This is a genomic window from Bartonella sp. SL320, from assembly GCF_059687635.1.
Genome location: NZ_CM185143.1, coordinates 883,121 through 900,443 on the forward strand (window position 1 = coordinate 883,121; position 17,323 = coordinate 900,443).

22 protein-coding genes and 4 pseudogenes are annotated in these 17,323 nt (G+C 42.0%); all 26 read left to right on the plus strand.

What is annotated here, in order from left to right:
- Positions 1 to 13 precede the first annotated feature (13 nt).
- The 26 genes and pseudogenes from AC6ER8_RS03475 (at position 14) to AC6ER8_RS03600 (ending at position 17,316) form a co-directional block, all read left to right on the plus strand.
- Entirely contained in the window at positions 14 to 1,075 is a 1,062-nt protein-coding gene (locus AC6ER8_RS03475) for a hypothetical protein (RefSeq protein WP_497079350.1), read from the plus strand.
- A 15-nt stretch (positions 1,076 to 1,090) separates the two neighbouring features.
- The gene (locus AC6ER8_RS03480) at positions 1,091 to 1,495 is read left to right on the plus strand and encodes a hypothetical protein (RefSeq protein ID WP_497079352.1); all 405 of its coding nucleotides are present in this window, start codon (positions 1,091 to 1,093) and stop codon (positions 1,493 to 1,495) included.
- Positions 1,483 to 3,246: a hemagglutinin repeat-containing protein gene (locus AC6ER8_RS03485; RefSeq protein ID WP_497079354.1), complete on the plus strand. Its 1,764-nt coding sequence runs from the start codon at positions 1,483 to 1,485 to the stop codon at positions 3,244 to 3,246. The genes AC6ER8_RS03480 and AC6ER8_RS03485 overlap by 13 nt, the downstream gene beginning before the upstream one ends.
- Complete coding sequence (locus AC6ER8_RS03490; RefSeq protein ID WP_497079356.1) at positions 3,243 to 3,647, plus strand: hypothetical protein; 405 nt, start codon at positions 3,243 to 3,245, stop codon at positions 3,645 to 3,647. The genes AC6ER8_RS03485 and AC6ER8_RS03490 overlap by 4 nt, the downstream gene beginning before the upstream one ends.
- Positions 3,635 to 4,711: a hypothetical protein gene (locus AC6ER8_RS03495; protein WP_497079358.1), complete on the plus strand. Its 1,077-nt coding sequence runs from the start codon at positions 3,635 to 3,637 to the stop codon at positions 4,709 to 4,711. The genes AC6ER8_RS03490 and AC6ER8_RS03495 overlap by 13 nt, the downstream gene beginning before the upstream one ends.
- Positions 4,708 to 5,115, plus strand: a complete 408-nt coding sequence (locus AC6ER8_RS03500) for a hypothetical protein (protein WP_497079360.1) — start codon at positions 4,708 to 4,710, stop codon at positions 5,113 to 5,115. The genes AC6ER8_RS03495 and AC6ER8_RS03500 overlap by 4 nt, the downstream gene beginning before the upstream one ends.
- 43 nt (positions 5,116 to 5,158) lie before the next feature.
- The gene (locus AC6ER8_RS03505; RefSeq protein ID WP_497079362.1) at positions 5,159 to 5,290 is read left to right on the plus strand and encodes a hypothetical protein; all 132 of its coding nucleotides are present in this window, start codon (positions 5,159 to 5,161) and stop codon (positions 5,288 to 5,290) included.
- Complete coding sequence (locus tag AC6ER8_RS03510) at positions 5,287 to 5,889, plus strand: hemagglutinin repeat-containing protein (RefSeq protein WP_497079364.1); 603 nt, start codon at positions 5,287 to 5,289, stop codon at positions 5,887 to 5,889. Before AC6ER8_RS03505 ends, AC6ER8_RS03510 begins: the two co-directional genes overlap by 4 nt.
- Complete coding sequence (locus AC6ER8_RS03515; RefSeq protein ID WP_497079366.1) at positions 5,817 to 7,496, plus strand: hemagglutinin repeat-containing protein; 1,680 nt, start codon at positions 5,817 to 5,819, stop codon at positions 7,494 to 7,496. Before AC6ER8_RS03510 ends, AC6ER8_RS03515 begins: the two co-directional genes overlap by 73 nt.
- Positions 7,493 to 7,896 (plus strand): annotated as a pseudogene (locus AC6ER8_RS03520) (hypothetical protein). Before AC6ER8_RS03515 ends, AC6ER8_RS03520 begins: the two are co-directional and overlap by 4 nt.
- A gap of 183 nt (positions 7,897 to 8,079) precedes the next feature.
- Positions 8,080 to 8,673: a filamentous hemagglutinin gene (locus AC6ER8_RS03525; RefSeq protein ID WP_497079368.1), complete on the plus strand. Its 594-nt coding sequence runs from the start codon at positions 8,080 to 8,082 to the stop codon at positions 8,671 to 8,673.
- Positions 8,670 to 9,074: a hypothetical protein gene (locus AC6ER8_RS03530; RefSeq protein ID WP_497079370.1), complete on the plus strand. Its 405-nt coding sequence runs from the start codon at positions 8,670 to 8,672 to the stop codon at positions 9,072 to 9,074. Before AC6ER8_RS03525 ends, AC6ER8_RS03530 begins: the two co-directional genes overlap by 4 nt.
- Before the next feature lie 9 nt (positions 9,075 to 9,083).
- Positions 9,084 to 9,851 carry a filamentous hemagglutinin gene (locus AC6ER8_RS03535; protein ID WP_497079372.1) on the plus strand — a complete coding sequence of 256 codons (768 nt, stop codon included), beginning with the start codon at positions 9,084 to 9,086 and terminating at the stop codon, positions 9,849 to 9,851.
- The gene (locus AC6ER8_RS03540; RefSeq protein ID WP_497079374.1) at positions 9,848 to 10,249 is read left to right on the plus strand and encodes a hypothetical protein; all 402 of its coding nucleotides are present in this window, start codon (positions 9,848 to 9,850) and stop codon (positions 10,247 to 10,249) included. Before AC6ER8_RS03535 ends, AC6ER8_RS03540 begins: the two co-directional genes overlap by 4 nt.
- A gap of 47 nt (positions 10,250 to 10,296) precedes the next feature.
- Complete coding sequence (locus AC6ER8_RS03545; RefSeq protein WP_497079376.1) at positions 10,297 to 11,022, plus strand: filamentous hemagglutinin; 726 nt, start codon at positions 10,297 to 10,299, stop codon at positions 11,020 to 11,022.
- A complete protein-coding gene (locus AC6ER8_RS03550; RefSeq protein WP_497079378.1) occupies positions 11,019 to 11,432 on the plus strand; it encodes a hypothetical protein in 414 nt (137 codons plus the stop codon). Before AC6ER8_RS03545 ends, AC6ER8_RS03550 begins: the two co-directional genes overlap by 4 nt.
- Positions 11,433 to 11,444: 12 nt before the next feature.
- Entirely contained in the window at positions 11,445 to 12,209 is a 765-nt protein-coding gene (locus tag AC6ER8_RS03555; RefSeq protein WP_497079380.1) for a filamentous hemagglutinin, read from the plus strand.
- Positions 12,206 to 12,609: pseudogene (locus tag AC6ER8_RS03560) on the plus strand (hypothetical protein). The gene AC6ER8_RS03555 and the pseudogene AC6ER8_RS03560 overlap by 4 nt, the downstream one beginning before the upstream one ends.
- Positions 12,610 to 12,621: 12 nt before the next feature.
- Complete coding sequence (locus AC6ER8_RS03565; protein ID WP_497079381.1) at positions 12,622 to 13,386, plus strand: filamentous hemagglutinin; 765 nt, start codon at positions 12,622 to 12,624, stop codon at positions 13,384 to 13,386.
- Positions 13,383 to 13,786 (plus strand): annotated as a pseudogene (locus AC6ER8_RS03570) (hypothetical protein). The gene AC6ER8_RS03565 and the pseudogene AC6ER8_RS03570 overlap by 4 nt, the downstream one beginning before the upstream one ends.
- A gap of 9 nt (positions 13,787 to 13,795) precedes the next feature.
- Complete coding sequence (locus tag AC6ER8_RS03575; RefSeq protein WP_497079383.1) at positions 13,796 to 14,539, plus strand: filamentous hemagglutinin; 744 nt, start codon at positions 13,796 to 13,798, stop codon at positions 14,537 to 14,539.
- Between the two features lie 20 nt (positions 14,540 to 14,559).
- Entirely contained in the window at positions 14,560 to 14,964 is a 405-nt protein-coding gene (locus tag AC6ER8_RS03580; protein ID WP_497079385.1) for a hypothetical protein, read from the plus strand.
- Positions 14,965 to 14,976: 12 nt separating this feature from the next.
- Positions 14,977 to 15,741 carry a filamentous hemagglutinin gene (locus AC6ER8_RS03585; protein ID WP_497079387.1) on the plus strand — a complete coding sequence of 255 codons (765 nt, stop codon included), beginning with the start codon at positions 14,977 to 14,979 and terminating at the stop codon, positions 15,739 to 15,741.
- Positions 15,738 to 16,139 carry a hypothetical protein gene (locus tag AC6ER8_RS03590; RefSeq protein ID WP_497079389.1) on the plus strand — a complete coding sequence of 134 codons (402 nt, stop codon included), beginning with the start codon at positions 15,738 to 15,740 and terminating at the stop codon, positions 16,137 to 16,139. The genes AC6ER8_RS03585 and AC6ER8_RS03590 overlap by 4 nt, the downstream gene beginning before the upstream one ends.
- Before the next feature lie 183 nt (positions 16,140 to 16,322).
- The gene (locus tag AC6ER8_RS03595) at positions 16,323 to 16,916 is read left to right on the plus strand and encodes a filamentous hemagglutinin (protein ID WP_497079391.1); all 594 of its coding nucleotides are present in this window, start codon (positions 16,323 to 16,325) and stop codon (positions 16,914 to 16,916) included.
- Positions 16,913 to 17,316, plus strand: a pseudogene (locus tag AC6ER8_RS03600) (hypothetical protein). Before AC6ER8_RS03595 ends, AC6ER8_RS03600 begins: the two are co-directional and overlap by 4 nt.
- Positions 17,317 to 17,323 lie beyond the last annotated feature (7 nt).

A 17,323-nucleotide genomic window follows, 5' to 3' on the forward strand; every position in this document is an offset into this window, starting at 1 on the left:
TTCATATATTCCTATGCCGGTGCGGGATTGTTTCCTCAACCGTAACACCGCTGCAGCCCACCAGTCTGTCGCATCAATAGATGCCACACAGCTTAAGGGTATATTGCGTAATCGTTTAGGTACGAAAAATCAATTGGTGGATGAATGGTTTGATATATGGGACGGGGTTCGTAAAATGGCATTTCGTGTTGTTCACCCAGTGGGTGAGGTTGCGCACGATGAAAATGGCAATGTCCTCTATTTAACCGATGACAATGGAGAACCTATAAAAGGCAATGATGGAAAAAATATTATTCTGTATAACTATTTAAAACCAGAGGAAGAGGGGCATTTACAAAAAGGCTCTGATGGGGCTGTTTATATGTTCTACAATGGCATTTTTAATTCATCCGATGATGCCTCGGCTAATGCTGTCCAAATGGCAGTTAATGACAATGGTCACCTTTATTTTACCTACCACCCCCAATCTAAAGACAAATTGGTAGAGGTCGGGATAGCAATTTATGAGTATATTGGGGGATGGAGTAATTCAACCACGAAATTCCAAGATTTTATCTCTCGTTATGGGAATGACAAGGCGATTGTGAGTGCGCATAGTCGTGGTAGCTTAACAGTGGGCAATGGACTGCGTGACTTTAAAAAACGTGGTATCCACGGTATAGCAGAAAAAACAGATATCTATCTTTATGGACCAGCGGATCACGCTCAATCGATAAAGAATGCATTATATGTCGTAAGCGATGGCAAAAATGATCATGTTTACTTACAAAGTCATGCATTTGACCCCATTGGCACGGTAATTGGTCACAATTTTCCTACAGCTTATAAGTTACCTTTAAATCTAGATGCTTCAATTTTGGAGAAAGGTATAAACAATCCTTTATATATGACGCTGTTTGGAGTAAACAGTTTATTTACCATACTAACAAATCCAATAAGAGAGCAAGGAAAAGCGGTTTTGGGCCATAACCCTACTACCACCCATAAGTGTTATGGTGATGCAGGAAAAAAATGCCAAGATGCCTATGGAAACGTTCCTACAACACAAAAATTCAACTTATTAAATTTTAGATAACTTATGGAAGAAAAAATGATACAAATTTTAAAATTATTGAGTGCTATAGTCCTATTAAGTGTCACTGGATGTGACATATCAAATATCGATAAACCTGCTCCAGGAGAGGTATATGGGTGGTTGAAGCCAGGAGCAGACTTTACTGAGATAGGAAAAGCATTGCTAGAATGTGGCATGCCGAGTCTTATTGATCAGGATTCAGAAAATAAAAACCTCAGTTTAAATGAAATGGCATCCATTGATGCCTGCATGGTTCAAGCAGGATTTCGTGATAGATATGGAGGTCCATATTGGTGCTATAATTATACAGATCTTCCCATTTGCCAACTTGGTGCTGTTATTCCGAAGCGCAGTGTTGAGAAGCGCTTAAACAGCCCTTATTGTAAAAGAAGTCCAGTACAACCTGAATGCCAACCTTAACAGCGCAAAATCATTCGCAAAGTACTTCCATGAGTGTTGGGTATGGTTATGGCACGGGGGGTGCAGGGGCAACAGGCAGTACAGCTTTTAGTCAAGGAGAAGGCTCTAGTGATGAAGTGCAGCACAAGAACAGCCATGTTATAGGCACGGGTACGGTTCATACCAACAGTGGAGGAGATACCACACTGAATGGGGCTGTGGTTTCTGGAAACCGTGTAGAGATGGGTGTTGGGGGTGATTTCACCATTACCAGCCAGAGCGATACGGGAAAAAGCTCGAGCAAGCAAAACTCTGTTTCTGTTGGCTTTGGCGCTGGACAAGCCGGTGGTGGAGGTTCAATGAACGCTTCTTTCCAGAAGGATAAATCCTCTAGTGACTATCACAGTGTTGTAGAACAATCAGGGATTAAAGCTGGGGCGGGCGGCTATGATATCAATGTTAAAGACAAAACAACCATGACCGGAGGCATTATTGCCAGCAGCGCATCGGCAGACAAAAATAGTCTGACCACCGGAAGCATTAGCACCAGTGATATTGCCAACAGCGCCCATGCTACAGCTAGCAGTCATGGCTTTAGCCTTTCGGGGAGTGACACGATAAAAAACATTGTCAAGAATGTTTTAAACCATGACAAAGCCAAGGATGGCGCAGAAGAGGAAACCAAATCTGCTATCAGTGAGGGTACCATCATCCTAACGGGTGCAAGCACCCAGAGGGCGATGGGGCAAGATGCTGGACACATCATCGATGCCCTCAACCGCAATACCGCCGCAGCCCACCAGGCAGTAGGACAGCTTAATGTAGCACCACTTGAGGATATATTGCGTAATCGTTTGGGTATGAAAAATCAATTGGTGGATGAATGGTTTGATATATGGGACGGGGTTCGTAAAATGGCATTTCATGTTACCCATCCAATGGCTGAGGTTGCGCACGATGAAAATGGCAATGTCCTCTATTTAACTGATGACAATGGAAAACCTATAAAAGGAAACGATGGAAAAAATATTATTCTGTATAACTATTTAAAACCAGAGGAAGAGGGGCATTTACAAAAAGGCTCTGATGGCAATGTTTATATGTTCTACAATGGCATTTTTAATTCACCAGATGATGCCGCGGCTAATGCTGTCCAAATGGCAGTTAATAACAATGGTCACCTTTATTTTACATATTTCCCACAATCTAAAGATGCGCTTGTAGAGTTAGGGATAGCATTTTATCAAAAGTTTCTTGAAGGTGATACTTGGGCATTGAGTAATTCAACCAAGAAGTTCCAAGACTTTATCACTCGTTATGGCAATGAGGGGGCGGTTGTGAGTGCGCATAGCCGTGGTACTTTAACAGTAGGCAATGGACTGCGTGACTTTGAAGAGCGTGGTATCCACAGTATAGCCAAGAAAACAGACTTCTATCTTTTTGGAGCGCCTGCTCATACGCAATCGGTAGCCAATACAGTAGATTACCTAAGCGATGGCGAAAAAAATTACATCTATATACAAGGTCATATATTTGACCCTGTTAGTACGGTGATTGGTTACAATTTTCCTACAGCTTATGGGGTACGCTTTCGACCATATGATGTATTGCATCCGTTAGTTCTTCCACTGATGGAGCAAGGGAAAGCGGTTTTAGGCTATGATCCTAGCACCCATAATTGTTATGGTGATGCGAGTCCTGAGTGTGGGGATAATTACGGTTCATTTGGTTTTGAAAAACTTCATTCCACGAGAACAGGGAACAAAAAATGAAAATACTATTTAGCTTATTAAGCCTGCTCATTCTATTAACGGTCACTGGATGTGATATTGAAAATATCGACAAACCTCCTCGAGGAGAAGTAGCAGTGTGGGAGAAGCCAGGAGCAGACTTTACCGAAGTAGGAAAAGTCTTGCTAGAATGTGGCATGCCGCATCTTAGTTATCTTGATGATGAAGTTCGAAAGCTCAGCAAAAATGAAATAGCAACAATTTATGCTTGTATGGTGCAAGCAGGATTCCGTAAAAAGTCAGGAGGTCCATATTGGTGCTATAATTATAAAGACCTCCCGATTTGTCAACGTGGTGCTGTTATTCCGAAGCGCAGTGTTGAGAAGCGCTTAAACAGCCCTTATTGTAAAAGGTATAAAAATGCGGATGAATGCGTGCCATAGGTTTTGCTGTTGATGGAAATAATCCCAACATTCACGTATTTCCATGCTTTGTGCGGGATTGTTTCCTCAACCGTAACACCGCTGCAGCCCACCAGTCTGTCGCATCAATAGATGCCACACAGCTTAAGGGTATATTGCGTAATCGTTTAGGTACGAAAAATCAATTGGTGGATGAATGGTTTGATATATGGGACGGGGTTCGTAAAATGGCATTTCGTGTTGTTCACCCAGTGGGTGAGGTTGCGCACGATGAAAATGGCAATGTCCTCTATTTAACCGATGACAATGGAGAACCTATAAAAGGCAATGATGGAAAAAATATTATTCTGTATAACTATTTAAAACCAGAGGAAGAGGGGCATTTACAAAAAGGCTCTGATGGCAATGTTTATATGTTCTACAATGGCATTTTTAATTCACCAGATGATGCCGCGGCTAATGCTGTCCAAATGGCAGTTAATAACAATGGTCACCTTTATTTTACATATTTCCCACAATCTAAAGATGCGCTTGTAGAGTTAGGGATAGCATTTTATCAAAAGTTTCTTGAAGGTGATACTTGGGCATTGAGTAATTCAACCAAGAAGTTCCAAGACTTTATCACTCGTTATGGCAATGAGGGGGCGATTGTGAGTGCGCATAGCCGTGGTACTTTAACAGTAGGCAATGGACTGCGTGACTTTGAAGAGCGTGGTATCCACAGTATAGCCAAGAAAACAGACTTCTATCTTTTTGGAGCGCCTGCTCATACGCAATCGGTAGCCAATACAGTAGATTACCTAAGCGATGGCGAAAAAAATTACATCTATACACAAGGTCATATATTTGACCCTATTAGTACGGTGATTGGTTACAATTGGCCTACAGCTTATAAGGTATCCTTGAAGTTCCCCTATGTATTATTTCCACCAGCAATTGCAATAAGAGAGCAAGGAAAAGCGGTCTTAGGCTATAACCCTAGTCCCCATAATTGTTACGCTGATGCAAGTCGTAAGTGTCAAACTAATTACGGTTCATTTGGTTTTGAAAAACTTTATTCAACGAGAACAGGAAACAAAGAATGAAAATATTATTTAACTTATTAAGCCTGCTCATTTTGTTAAGTGTTGCTGGATGTGATATTGAAAATATTGATAAACCTCCTCCAGGAGAAGTGGCAGAGTGGAAAAAGCCAGGAGCAGATTTTACTGAGGTAGGAAAAGCCTTGCTAGAATGTGGTTTGCCGCACCTTGACTATCTTGATGATGAAGTTAGAAAACTAAGCGACAATGATAATGCAACCATTGATGCTTGTATGATTCAAGCAGGTTTTCGTGATAAAGGGAGAGCTAGCTGGTGTTCTCCTTTTAACAGGAAAGATCTCCCGATTTGCCAACCTGGTGCTGTTATTCCGAAGCGCAGTGTTGAGAAACGCTTAAACAGCCCTTATTGTAAAAGGTATAAAAACGCGGGTGAATGCCAACCTTAAACATTGCTTGTGATGGAAACAATCCCCACTTTCATGTGTTCCCATGCTAGTGTGGGATTATTTCCTCAACCGCAACACCGCTGCAGCCCACCAGTCTGTCGCATCAATAGATGCCACACAGCTTGAGGGTATATTGCGTAATCGTTTAGGTATGAAAAGTTTTTTGCTGGTGTGACAGGATCTGTCAATGTAGGGATATTAGGTGATATACAAGACGTGAAGGATGCAGGCACACGTTTTGGTCATGGGGATATAAAACACAAAATCGGCAATGGTTTGATTGCTGGCTTGAAAGGCTATGATCTCTATAATAAAGGCAAAGGTCTCTATAGTGGGATAAAGGGGGGCGCAACCCCAAAAGACATTCGCAATGCTCTTGATGTCTCAGCCAGCATTATGGCAGGGTTTAAGACTGAAAAGATAGAGGGCTCTTCTAACGTCTCCACTGCGCTCACAAATAACATACAAGGGGGGCATGCTATTAACATGAACGCTCACAAAGGCAACATCTATGGTGAAGGGGTTGATATTATTGCAGGCACAAACCCTCTGATCAATGATGAACAGAGCGGCAATATTAATCTGACAGCGGGGCAAGATATCATTCTTGAAAGTGCACAAAATACGCAAAGCACACAAAACAAAAATGAAAACGCTTCCATGAATGTTGGCTATACCTATGGCACCAGTGGTCATGCTGGATGGGCAATGCTTCCTTTGGGAAAGGCAAGGGCTCTAGTGATGAAGTACAGCACAAGAACAGCCATATTATAGGTACCGGCACGGTTCATACCAGCAGTGGAGGAGATACCACACTGAATGGGGCCGTGATTTCTGGAAACCATGTAGAGATGGGTGTTGGGGGCGATTTAACCATTACCAGCCAGAGTGACACGATGCACAGCTCCAGCAAGCAGAATTCCTTTTCTGTTGGCTATAATGGTGGAAAAAAGGATGATAAAGCTTCAACCAATATTGCCTTGAATAAGGATAAATCCTCTAACAATTATCACAGTGTTGTAGAACAATCAGGGATTAAAGCTGGGGCGGGCGGCTACGATATCAATGTTAAAGACAAAACAACCATGACCGGAGGCATTATTGACAGCAGCGCATCGGCAGACAAAAATAGTCTGACAACAGGCACCATTACAACCAGTGATATTATCAACAGTTCTGAAGCTCAAGCCAGCAGCAAAGGCTATAGCATTTCAACGGGGGGGCCGATGAATCAAGGCAAATATAGCGTTGCAAAAAACATTACCAAAAATATCTTAGATCATTCCAAAGTCAAGGATTTTGAGGACGGCTATACCAAATCGGCCATCAGCGATAGCACCATTGTGCTTACCGATGAAGCAGAGCAGAAAGCATTGACGGGGCAAAATGGCGAACAAGCCATTGCTTCCCTTAATCGCGATACCGTTAACGCCCATCAGGGTGTTCAACAGCTCGATGTTGCCAAGCTGGAACAACTCGTTCATGAAAACCGTGAGATGGCTACGCAATTGCTGGAGGAAGGGTTTAAATACAGTGATAACTCTTACAAAACCATGTTTCTTAAAGAACACCCCATCGCTGTGGTCGATCGTGATGAAAATGGCAACACAATCTATAAAACAGATGAAAATGGGGTACCTCTAAGAGATGCCCGTGGACAACCAATTCCTGAGTTTCATTATTTAACGGAGGAAGAAAAGCAGCATTTACAGGAAGGGGCTGATGGCAGGGTGCATGTATCCTTTAACGGCATCTTTACCCCACCCTATGAAGCTGCTGTTTATGCAGAGCAACATGCGAAAGATAAAAATGCACCGCTTTATTTTGTTGTGTTCCCAGAAGCCGATTCTGCCATTTCAGAACTTCTGGTAGCAGGCTACCAGAAGTTTTTTGAAAATAACTTTTGGGGTCTGACCAATTCCACACAAGAAGCAAAAGATCTGATGTATCTCTACGGCAATACAGGGTTGGAGCTTAACGGCCATAGCCGCGGTGGCATGACAGTGGGAAATACGCTGAGTTCTTTAAAACAAGAAGGTGTAAATGATATAGCGGGCAATACAAGGGTCAACCTCTATGCGCCAGCCTTTAATGCATTTGTTGCAGCCGGTCTGTTAGGTTATGTGAGTGGTGGCAAACAAACTACTGTTAGTTTTGATGGACATAAATATGACTTTGTAAGCCGATGGATTGGCGGCAATAGCTATACTTACGAGACAATACCTTCTGACAGCAACTGGTGGAGAGAAACATGGAGAATGTTCACAGATCCCAATAGCGTCCATACTTGCCTTGGAAATGCGAGTGATAAGTGTAGATATGACTATGGTTCATCTCATCTAGAACAATTTCCTTTAAAGAAATCATGGAGTAAAAAATGAAACAAATTCAAAAACTATTAAGCGCTGTAGCTCTGTTGAGCATAGCTGGATGTCAATTTAACAAACCTCCTCTAGGAGAGCTGGCTACATGGGAGAAACCGGGAGCAGATTTTACGGAGATAGGAAAAGCTTTGTTAGAATGTGGCATGCCAACCCCTTATGATGTCTTTCCAGAAAACAGAAAGCTGAGTACTAATGCAATAGCAACAATTCATGCTTGCATGGTTCAATCAGGATTCCGCTATAAATATGAAAGGGGGGGGGATGGTGTGTAAATCATAAAGCCGAAAACTTGCCGATTTGTCGTCCAGGCGCTGTTATCCCACAGCCAAGTGTCAAGAGGCGCTTAAACAGCCCGTTTTGTAAAAAATATAAAAATGCACCTGAATGCAAACCTTAAACATTGCTTATGATGGAAACAATCCCCACGGTCATGTGTTCGCATGATTGTGTGGGATTGTTCCTCCCATTTCATTATTTAACGGAGGAAGAAAAGCAGCATTTATAGGAAGGGGCTGATGGCAAGGTTCATGTCTCTCTCAATGGCATCTTTACCTCAGCAGAAGCGGCAGCGGGATATGCTGTGCAACATGCGAATGATCAAAATGTACCGCTTTATTTTGTTGTATTCCCCCAAGCCGATTCTGCCATTTCAGAACTGCTGATAGCAGGCTATCAGAAGTTTTTTGAAAATAACTTTTGGGGTCTGACCAATTCAACACAAGAAGCAAAAGATCTAATGTCTCGCTATGGGAACACAGGATTACATTTTGATGCCCACAGTCGTGGCAGTTTGACAAATTCTAACATGATGAATTCTTTCAAACAAGAAGGTGTGCATGGAATAGCCAATAATACGACGATCAGTTTCCATGGACCAGTGGCGAATGTTTTGGCAGCAGCCAATCTGTTAAGGTATTTGAGTAATGGCCAACAAACCACTATTGGTTTTGAGGGACATAAATATGACTTTGTAAGCCGATGGATTGGCGGCAATGGCTATACTTACGAGACAGCACCTGCTGACAGCAACTGGTGGAAAGAAGCATGGAAAATGTTCACAGATCCTCGCAATGTTCATACTTGTTTGGGGAGTGCGGATGATGTGTGCCATAAGCTTTACGGCACATCTCATCTAGAACAATTTCCTTTAAAGAAATCATGGAGTAAAAAATGAAACAAACTCTAAAATTATTGAGTGTTGGTATATGGCTATTAAGTATGGCTGGATGTTATTTAGGTACACCTTCTACATCATCTTTGGATGCATGGGAAAAGCCAGGAGCAGACTTTACTGAAGTAGCAAAAGCTTTGTTAGAATGTGGTATGCCAACCCCTTACGATGTCTTTCCAGAAAACAGAAAGCTAAGCATTAATGCAAAAGCAACAGTTTATGCCTGTATGGTTCAAGCTGGTTTTCGTGATAAAGTGGGGGGGGGAACTTGGTGTGAAAATTATAAAGCCGAAAACTTGCCGATTTGTCGTCCAGGTGCTGTCATCCCACAGCGCAGTGTCAAGAAGCGCTTAAACAGCCCATTTTGTAAAAAATATAAAAATAGCCGTAAATGCCAACCTTAAACATTGCTTATGATGGAAACAATCCCCACTTTCATGTGTTCCCATGATTGTGCGGGATTGTTCCTCCCATTTCATTATTTAACGGAGGAAGAAAAGCAGCATTTACAGGAAGGCGCTGATGGCAAGGTCCATGTGTCCCTCAATGGCATTTTTACACCACCCTATGAAGCTGCTGTTTATGCAGAACAACATGCGAAGGATAAAAATGCACCGCTTTATTTTGTTGTGTTCCCAGAAGCCGATTCTGCCATTTCAGAACTGCTGATAGCAGGCTACCAGAGGATTTTTGAAAATAATTTTTGGGGTCTGACCAATTCCACACAAGAAGCAAAAGATCTGATGTCTCGCTATGGGAATACAGGGTTGGAGCTTAACGGCCATAGCCGCGGTGGCATGACAGTGGGAAATACGCTGAGTTCTTTAAAACAAGAAGGTGTAAATGATATAGCGGGCAATACAAGGGTCAACCTCTATGCGCCAGCCTTTAATGCTTTTGTTGCAGCCGGTCTGTTAGGTTATGTGAGTAATGGCCAACAAACCACTATTAGTTTTGATGGACATAAATATGACTTTGTAAGCCGATGGATTGGTGGCAATGGCTATACTTACGAAACAATACCTTCTGACAGCAACTGGTGGAGAGAAACATGGAAAATGTTCACAGATCCGGTCAATGTCCACACATGTCTTGGAAATGCGAGTTATAAATGTAGATATAATTATGGCACATCTCATCTAGAACAAAGGCCTTTAAGTAAATCAAGGAGTAAAAAATGAAACAAACTCTAAAGCTATTAGGTGCTGTAATTTTGTTGATCATAACAGGATGTCAGTTTAATAAAACGCCCACATCTTCTATAGGGGCATGGGAAAAGCCAGGAGCAGATTTTACTGAAGTAGCAAAAGCTTTGTTAGAATGTGGCATGCCAACCCCTTATGATCGTGATCCAGAAAGCAGCAAGCTAAGTAACAATGCAATAGCAACAATTCATGCTTGCATGGTTCAATCAGGATTCCGCTATGAAGAAAGGGGGGGGGGATGGTGTGTAAATCATAAAGCCGAAAACTTGCCGATTTGTCGTCCTGGTGCAGTCATCCCACAGCGCAGTGTCAAGAGGCGCTTAAACAGCCCGTTTTGTAAAAAGCATCCAGAACAGTATGAATGCTATCCTTAAACATTGCTTGTGATGGAAACAATCCCCACCTTCATGTGTTCCCATGATTGTCTGGGATTGTTCCTCCCATTTCATTAACCGATGAAGAAAAGCAACATTTACAAGAAGGGGCTGATGGCAAGGTCCATGTGTCCCTCAATGGTATCTTTACACCACCCTATGAAGCTGCTGTTTATGCAGAACAACATGCCAAGGATAAAAATGCACCGCTTTATTTTGTTGTGTTTCCCCAAGCCGATTCTGCTATCTCAGAACTTCTGATTGCAGGCTATCAGAAGTTTTTTGAAAATAACTTTTGGGGTCTGACCAATTCCACACAAGAAGCAAAAGATCTGATGTCTCGCTATGGGAACACAGGATTACATTTTGATGCCCACAGTCGTGGCAGTCTGACAAATTCTAACATGATGAATTCTTTCAAACAAGAAGGTGTGCATGGAATAGCCAATAATACGACGATCAGTTTCCATGGACCAGCGGCGAATGTTTTGGCAGCAGCCAATCTGTTAAGGTATTTGAGTAATGGCCAACAAACCACTATTGGTTTTGAGGGACATAAATATGACTTTGTAAGCCGATGGATTGGTGGCAATGGCTATACTTACGAGACAGCACCTGCTGGCAGCAACTGGTGGAGAGAAACATGGAGAATGTTCACAGATCCCGTCAGTGTCCATACTTGCCTTGGAAATGCGAGTGATAAGTGTACATGGCGCTATGGCACATCTCATCTAAAACAATTTCCTTTAAAGAAATCATGGAGTAAAAAATGAAACAAACTTTAAAGCTGTTAAGCACTATAATTTTATTGATCATAACAGGATGTCAATTTAATAAAACTCCTGGAGGTTATTTGAGTGCGTGGGAGAAGCCAGGAGCAGACTTTACAGAGATAGGAAAAGCCTTGTTAGAATGCGGCATGCCAACTCCTTATGATGTTGATCCAGAAAACAGAAAGAATAGCATCAATGCTAAGGCAGCAATCTATGCTTGCATGCTTCAATCAGGATTCCGCTATAAAGATGAAGAGGTAGCAAGAGCGGGTGGGCCATGTTATACTTTTAGAGCCGAAAACTTGCCGATTTGTCGTCCTGGTGCAGTCATCCCACAGCGAAGTGTCAAGAGGCGCTTAAACAGCCCGTTTTGTAAAAAACATCCAGAACAATATGAATGCTATCCTTAAGTTTTGCTGTTGATGGAAACAATCCCCACTTTCATGTATTCCCATGCTTGTGCGGGATTGTTCCTCCCATTTCATTATTTAACGGAGGAAGAAAAGCAACATTTACAGGAAGGGGCTGATGGTAAGGTCCATGTGTCACTCAATGGCATTTTTACACCACCAGAGGAAGCTGCTGTTTATGCAGAACAACATGCGAAGGATAAAAATGCACCGCTTTATTTTGTTGTGTTTCCCCAAGCCGATTCTGCTATCTCAGAACTTCTGATTGCAGGCTACCAGAAGTTTTTTGAAAATAACTTTTGGGGTCTGACCAATTCAACACAAGAAGCAAAAGATCTAATGTCTCGCTATGGGAACACAGGATTACATTTTGATGCCCACAGTCGTGGCAGTTTGACAAATTCTAACATGATGAATTCTTTCAAACAAGAAGGTGTGCATGGGATAGCCAATAATACGACGATCAGTTTCCATGGACCGGCAGCAAATGTTTTGGCTGCAGCTAATCTGTTAAGGTATTTGAGTAATGGCCAACAAACCACTATTGGTTTTGAGGGACATAAATATGACTTTGTAAGCCGATGGATTGGTGGCAATGGCTATACTTACGAGACAATACCTGCTGGCAGCAACTGGTGGAAAGAAACATGGAAAATGTTCTCAGATCCCGTCAGTGTCCATACATGTCTTGGAAATGCGAGTCCACAATGTAGATATGATTATGGTTCATCTCATCTAGAACAATTTCCTTTAAAGAAATCATGGAGTAAAAAATGAAACAAACTTTAAAGCTATTAAGTGCAATAACTTTGTTGAGTATAACAGGATGTCAGTTTAATAAAACGCCCACATCTTCTATAGGGGCATGGGAAAAGCCAGGAGCAGACTTTACTGAAGTAGCAAAAGCTTTGTTAGAATGTGGTATGCCAACCCCTTACGATGTCTTTCCAGAAAACAGAAAGCTAAGCACTAATGCAATAGCAACAATTCATGCTTGCATGGTTCAATCAGGATTCCGCTATAAATATGAAAGGGGGGGGGATGGTGTGTAAATCATAAAGCCGAAAACTTGCCGATTTGTCGTCCAGGTGCTGTCATCCCACAGAGAAGTGTCAAGAGGCGCTTAAACAGCCCGTTTTGTAAAAAATATAAAAATAGCCGTAAATGCCAACCTTAAACATTGCTTGTGATGGAAACAATCCCCACCTTCATATATTCCCATGATTGTGTGGGATTGTTCCTCCCATTTCATTATTTAACGGAGGAAGAAAAGCAGCATTTACAGGAAGGGGCTGATGGCAAGGTGCATGTGTCCTTTAACGGCATCTTTACACCACCCTATGAAGCTGCTGTTTATGCAGAACAACATGCGAAAGATAAAAATGCACCGCTTTATTTTGTTGTGTTTCCCCAAGCCGATTCTGCCATCTCAGAACTGCTGATTGCAGGCTATCAGAAGTTTTTTGAAAATAACTTTTGGGGTCTGACCAATTCCACACAAGAAGCAAAAGATCTAATGTCTCGCTATGGGAACACAGGATTACATTTTGATGCCCATAGTCGTGGCAGTCTGACAAATTCTAACATGATGAATTCTTTCAAACAAGAAGGTGTGCATGGAATAGCCAATAATACGACGATCAGTTTCCATGGACCAGCGGCGAATGTTTTGGCAGCAGCCAATCTGTTAAGGTATTTGAGTAATGGCCAACAAACCACTATTGGTTTTGATGGACATAAATATGACTTTGTAAGCCGATGGATTGGCGGCAATAGCTATACTTACGAGACAATACCTTCTGACAGCAACTGGTGGAGAGAAACATGGAGAATGTTCACAGATCCCAATAGCGTCCATACTTGCCTTGGAAATGCGAGTGATAAGTGTAGATATGACTATGGTTCATCTCATCTAGAACAATTTCCTTTAAAGAAATCATGGAGTAAAAAATGAAACAAACTTTAAAGCTATTAAGCACTATAATTTTATTGATCATAACTGGATGTCAATTTAACAAACCTCCTCTAGGAGAGCTGGCTACATGGGAGAAACCGGGAGCAGATTTTACGGAGATAGGAAAAGCTTTGTTAGAATGTGGCATGCCAACCCCTTATGATGTCTTTCCAGAAAACAGAAAGCTGAGTACTAATGCAATAGCAACAATTCATGCTTGCATGGTTCAATCAGGATTCCGCTATAAATATGAAAGGGGGGGGGATGGTGTGTAAATCATAAAGCCGAAAACTTGCCGATTTGTCGTCCAGGCGCTGTTATCCCACAGCCAAGTGTCAAGAGGCGCTTAAACAGCCCGTTTTGTAAAAAATATAAAAATGCACCTGAATGCAAACCTTAAACATTGCTTATGATGGAAACAATCCCCACTTTCATGTGTTCGCATGATTGTGTGGGATTGTTCCTCCCATTTCATTATTTAACGGAGGAAGAAAAGCAGCATTTACAGGAAGGGGTTGATGGCAAGGTCCATGTATCCCTCAATGGCATTTTTACCCCACCCTATGAAGCTGCTGTTTATGCAGAACAACATGCTAAGGATAAAAATGCACCGCTTTATTTTGTTGTATTCCCCCAAGCCGATTCTGCCATCTCAGAACTTCTGATAGCAGGCTATCAGAAGTTTTTTGAAAATAACTTTTGGGGTCTGACCAATTCCACACAAGAAGCAAAAGATCTGATGTCTCGCTATGGGAACACAGGATTACATTTTGATGCCCATAGTCGTGGCAGTTTGACAAATTCTAACATGATGAATTCTTTCAAACAAGAAGGTGTGCATGGAATAGCCAATAATACGACGATCAGTTTCCATGGACCAGCGGCGAATGTTTTGGCAGCAGCCAATTTGTTAAGGTATTTGAGTGATGAAAAACAAACCACTATTAGTTTTGATGGGCATAAATATGACTTTGTAAGCCGATGGATTGGTGGCAATGGCTATACTTACGAAACAATACCTTCTGACAGCAACTGGTGGAGAGAAACATGGAGAATGTTCACAGATCCCGTCAGTGTCCATACTTGCCTTGGGGATGGGGGGCGTATGTGCAGCATACTTTATGGCTCATCTCATCTAAAACAAGTTCCTTAAATTAAATCATGGAGTAAAAAATGAAACAAACTCTAAAATTATTGAGTGTTGGTATATGGCTATTAAGTATGGCTGGATGTTATTTAGGTACACCTTCTACATCATCTTTGGATGCGTGGGAGAAGTCTGGTGCAGATTTTACAGAGGTAGCAAAAGCATTGTTAGAATGCGGAAAGCCAACTCCTTATGATGTCGATCCAGAAAACAGAAAGCTAAGCATTAATGCAAAAGCAACAGTTTATGCCTGTATGGTTCAAGCTGGTTTTCGTGATAAAGTGGGGGGGGGAACTTGGTGTGAAAATTATAAAGCCGAAAACTTGCCGATTTGTCGTCCAGGTGCTGTCATCCCACAGAGAAGTGTCAAGAGGCGCTTAAACAGCCCGTTTTGTAAAAAGCATCCAGAACAATATGAATGCTATCCTTAAGTTTTGCTTGTGATGGAAACGATCCCCACTTTCATGTATTCCCATGCTTGTGCGGGATTGTTCCTCCCATTTCATTATTTAACGGAGGAAGAAAAGCAGCATTTGCAGGAAGGGGCTGATGGCAAGGTCCATGTGTCCCTCAATGGCATCTTTACACCACCAGAGGAAGCTGCCGTTTATGCAGAGCAACATGCGAAGGATAAAAATGCACCGCTTTATTTTGTTGTATTCCCCCAAGCCGATTCTGCCATTTCAGAACTGCTGATAGCAGGCTACCAGAGGATTTTTGAAAATAATTTTTGGGGTCTGACCAATTCCACACAAGAAGCAAAAGATCTGATGTCTCGCTATGGGAACACAGGATTGCATTTTGAAGCCCATAGTCGTGGCAGTTTGACAGATTTTAATATGATGAATTCTTTCAAACAAGAAGGCGTGCATGGGATAGCGAAAAAAACAACGACGAATTACCATGGACCAGCGGCGAATGTTTCGGCTGCAGCCGGTCTGTTATCTTATTTGAGTGATGGCAAACAAACCACTATTGGTTTTGATGGGCATAGATATGACTTTGTAAGCCGAGTGATTGGCGGCAATGGCTATACTTACGAGACAATACCTTCTGACAGCAATTGGTGGAAAGAAGCATGGAGAATGTTCACAGATCCCGTCAGTGTCCACACATGTCTTGGAAATGCGAGTCCACAATGTAGATATGATTATGGCACATCTCATTTAGAACAATTTCCTTTAAAGAAATCATGGAGTAAAAAATGAAACAAACTCTAAAACTATTAAGTGCGATAACCCTGTTGAGTATAGTTGGGTGCCAGTTTAATAAAACGCCCACATCTTCTATAGGGGCATGGGAAAAGCCAGGAGCAGATTTTACTGAAGTAGCAAAAGCCTTATTAGAATGTGGTATGCCAACCCCTTATGATGTCGATCCAGAAAACAGAAAGCGGAGCTACAATGCAAAAGCAACAACTTATGCTTGTATGATTCAAGCAGGTTTTCGTGATAAAGTGGGGGGGGGGACATGGTGTGAGAATCATAAAGCCGAAAACTTGCCGATTTGTCGTCCAGGTGCTGTTATCCCACAGCCAAGTGTCAAGAGGCGCTTAAACAGCCCGTTTTGTAAAAAATATAAAAATGCACCTGAATGCAAACCTTAAACATTGCTTATGATGGAAACAATCCCCACGGTCATGTGTTCGCATGATTGTGTGGGATTGTTCCTCCCATTTCATTATTTAACGGAGGAAGAAAAGCAGCATTTATAGGAAGGGGCTGATGGCAAGGTTCATGTCTCTCTCAATGGCATCTTTACCTCAGCAGAAGCGGCAGCGGGATATGCTGTGCAACATGCGAATGATCAAAATGTACCGCTTTATTTTGTTGTATTCCCCCAAGCCGATTCTGCCATTTCAGAACTGCTGATAGCAGGCTATCAGAAGTTTTTTGAAAATAACTTTTGGGGTCTGACCAATTCAACACAAGAAGCAAAAGATCTAATGTCTCGCTATGGGAACACAGGATTACATTTTGATGCCCACAGTCGTGGCAGTTTGACAAATTCTAACATGATGAATTCTTTCAAACAAGAAGGCGTGCATGGGATAGCTAATAATACGACGATCAGTTTCCATGGACCAGCGGCGAATGTTTTGGCAGCAGCCAATCTGTTAAGGTATTTGAGTGATGAAAAACAAACCACTATTGGTTTTGATGGACATAAATATGACTTTGTAAGCCGATGGATTGGTGGCAATGACTATACGTATGAGACAATACCTTCTGACAGCAACTGGTGGAAAGAAACATGGAGAATGTTCACAGATCCCAACAGCGTCCATACTTGTCTTGGACATGCAAATGCTATGTGCAACACACTTTACGGTACATCTCATCTAAAACAATTTCCTTTAGGTAAATCATGGAGTAAAAAATGAAACAAACTCTAAGACTATTATGTGCTGTAATTTTGTTGATCATAACAGGATGCCAATTTAATAAACCTCCTGTATCTTCTATAGGGGCATGGGAAAAGCCAGGAGCGGACTTTACGGAAATAGGAAAAGCCTTGTTAGAATGTGGCATGCCAACTCCTTATGATCGCGATCCAGAAAACGATAATCGCAGTTTCAATCAAATGGCAACCATTGATGCTTGCATGCTTCAATCAGGATTCCGCTATAAATATGATGTGGGGGGGGGTGGTGTGGAAATCATAAAGCCGAAAACTTGCCAATTTGTCGTCCTGGTGCTGTCATCCCACAGAGAAGTGTCAAGAGGCGCTTAAACAGCCCGTTTTGTAAAAAGCATCCAGAACAGTATGAATGCTATCCTTAAACATTGC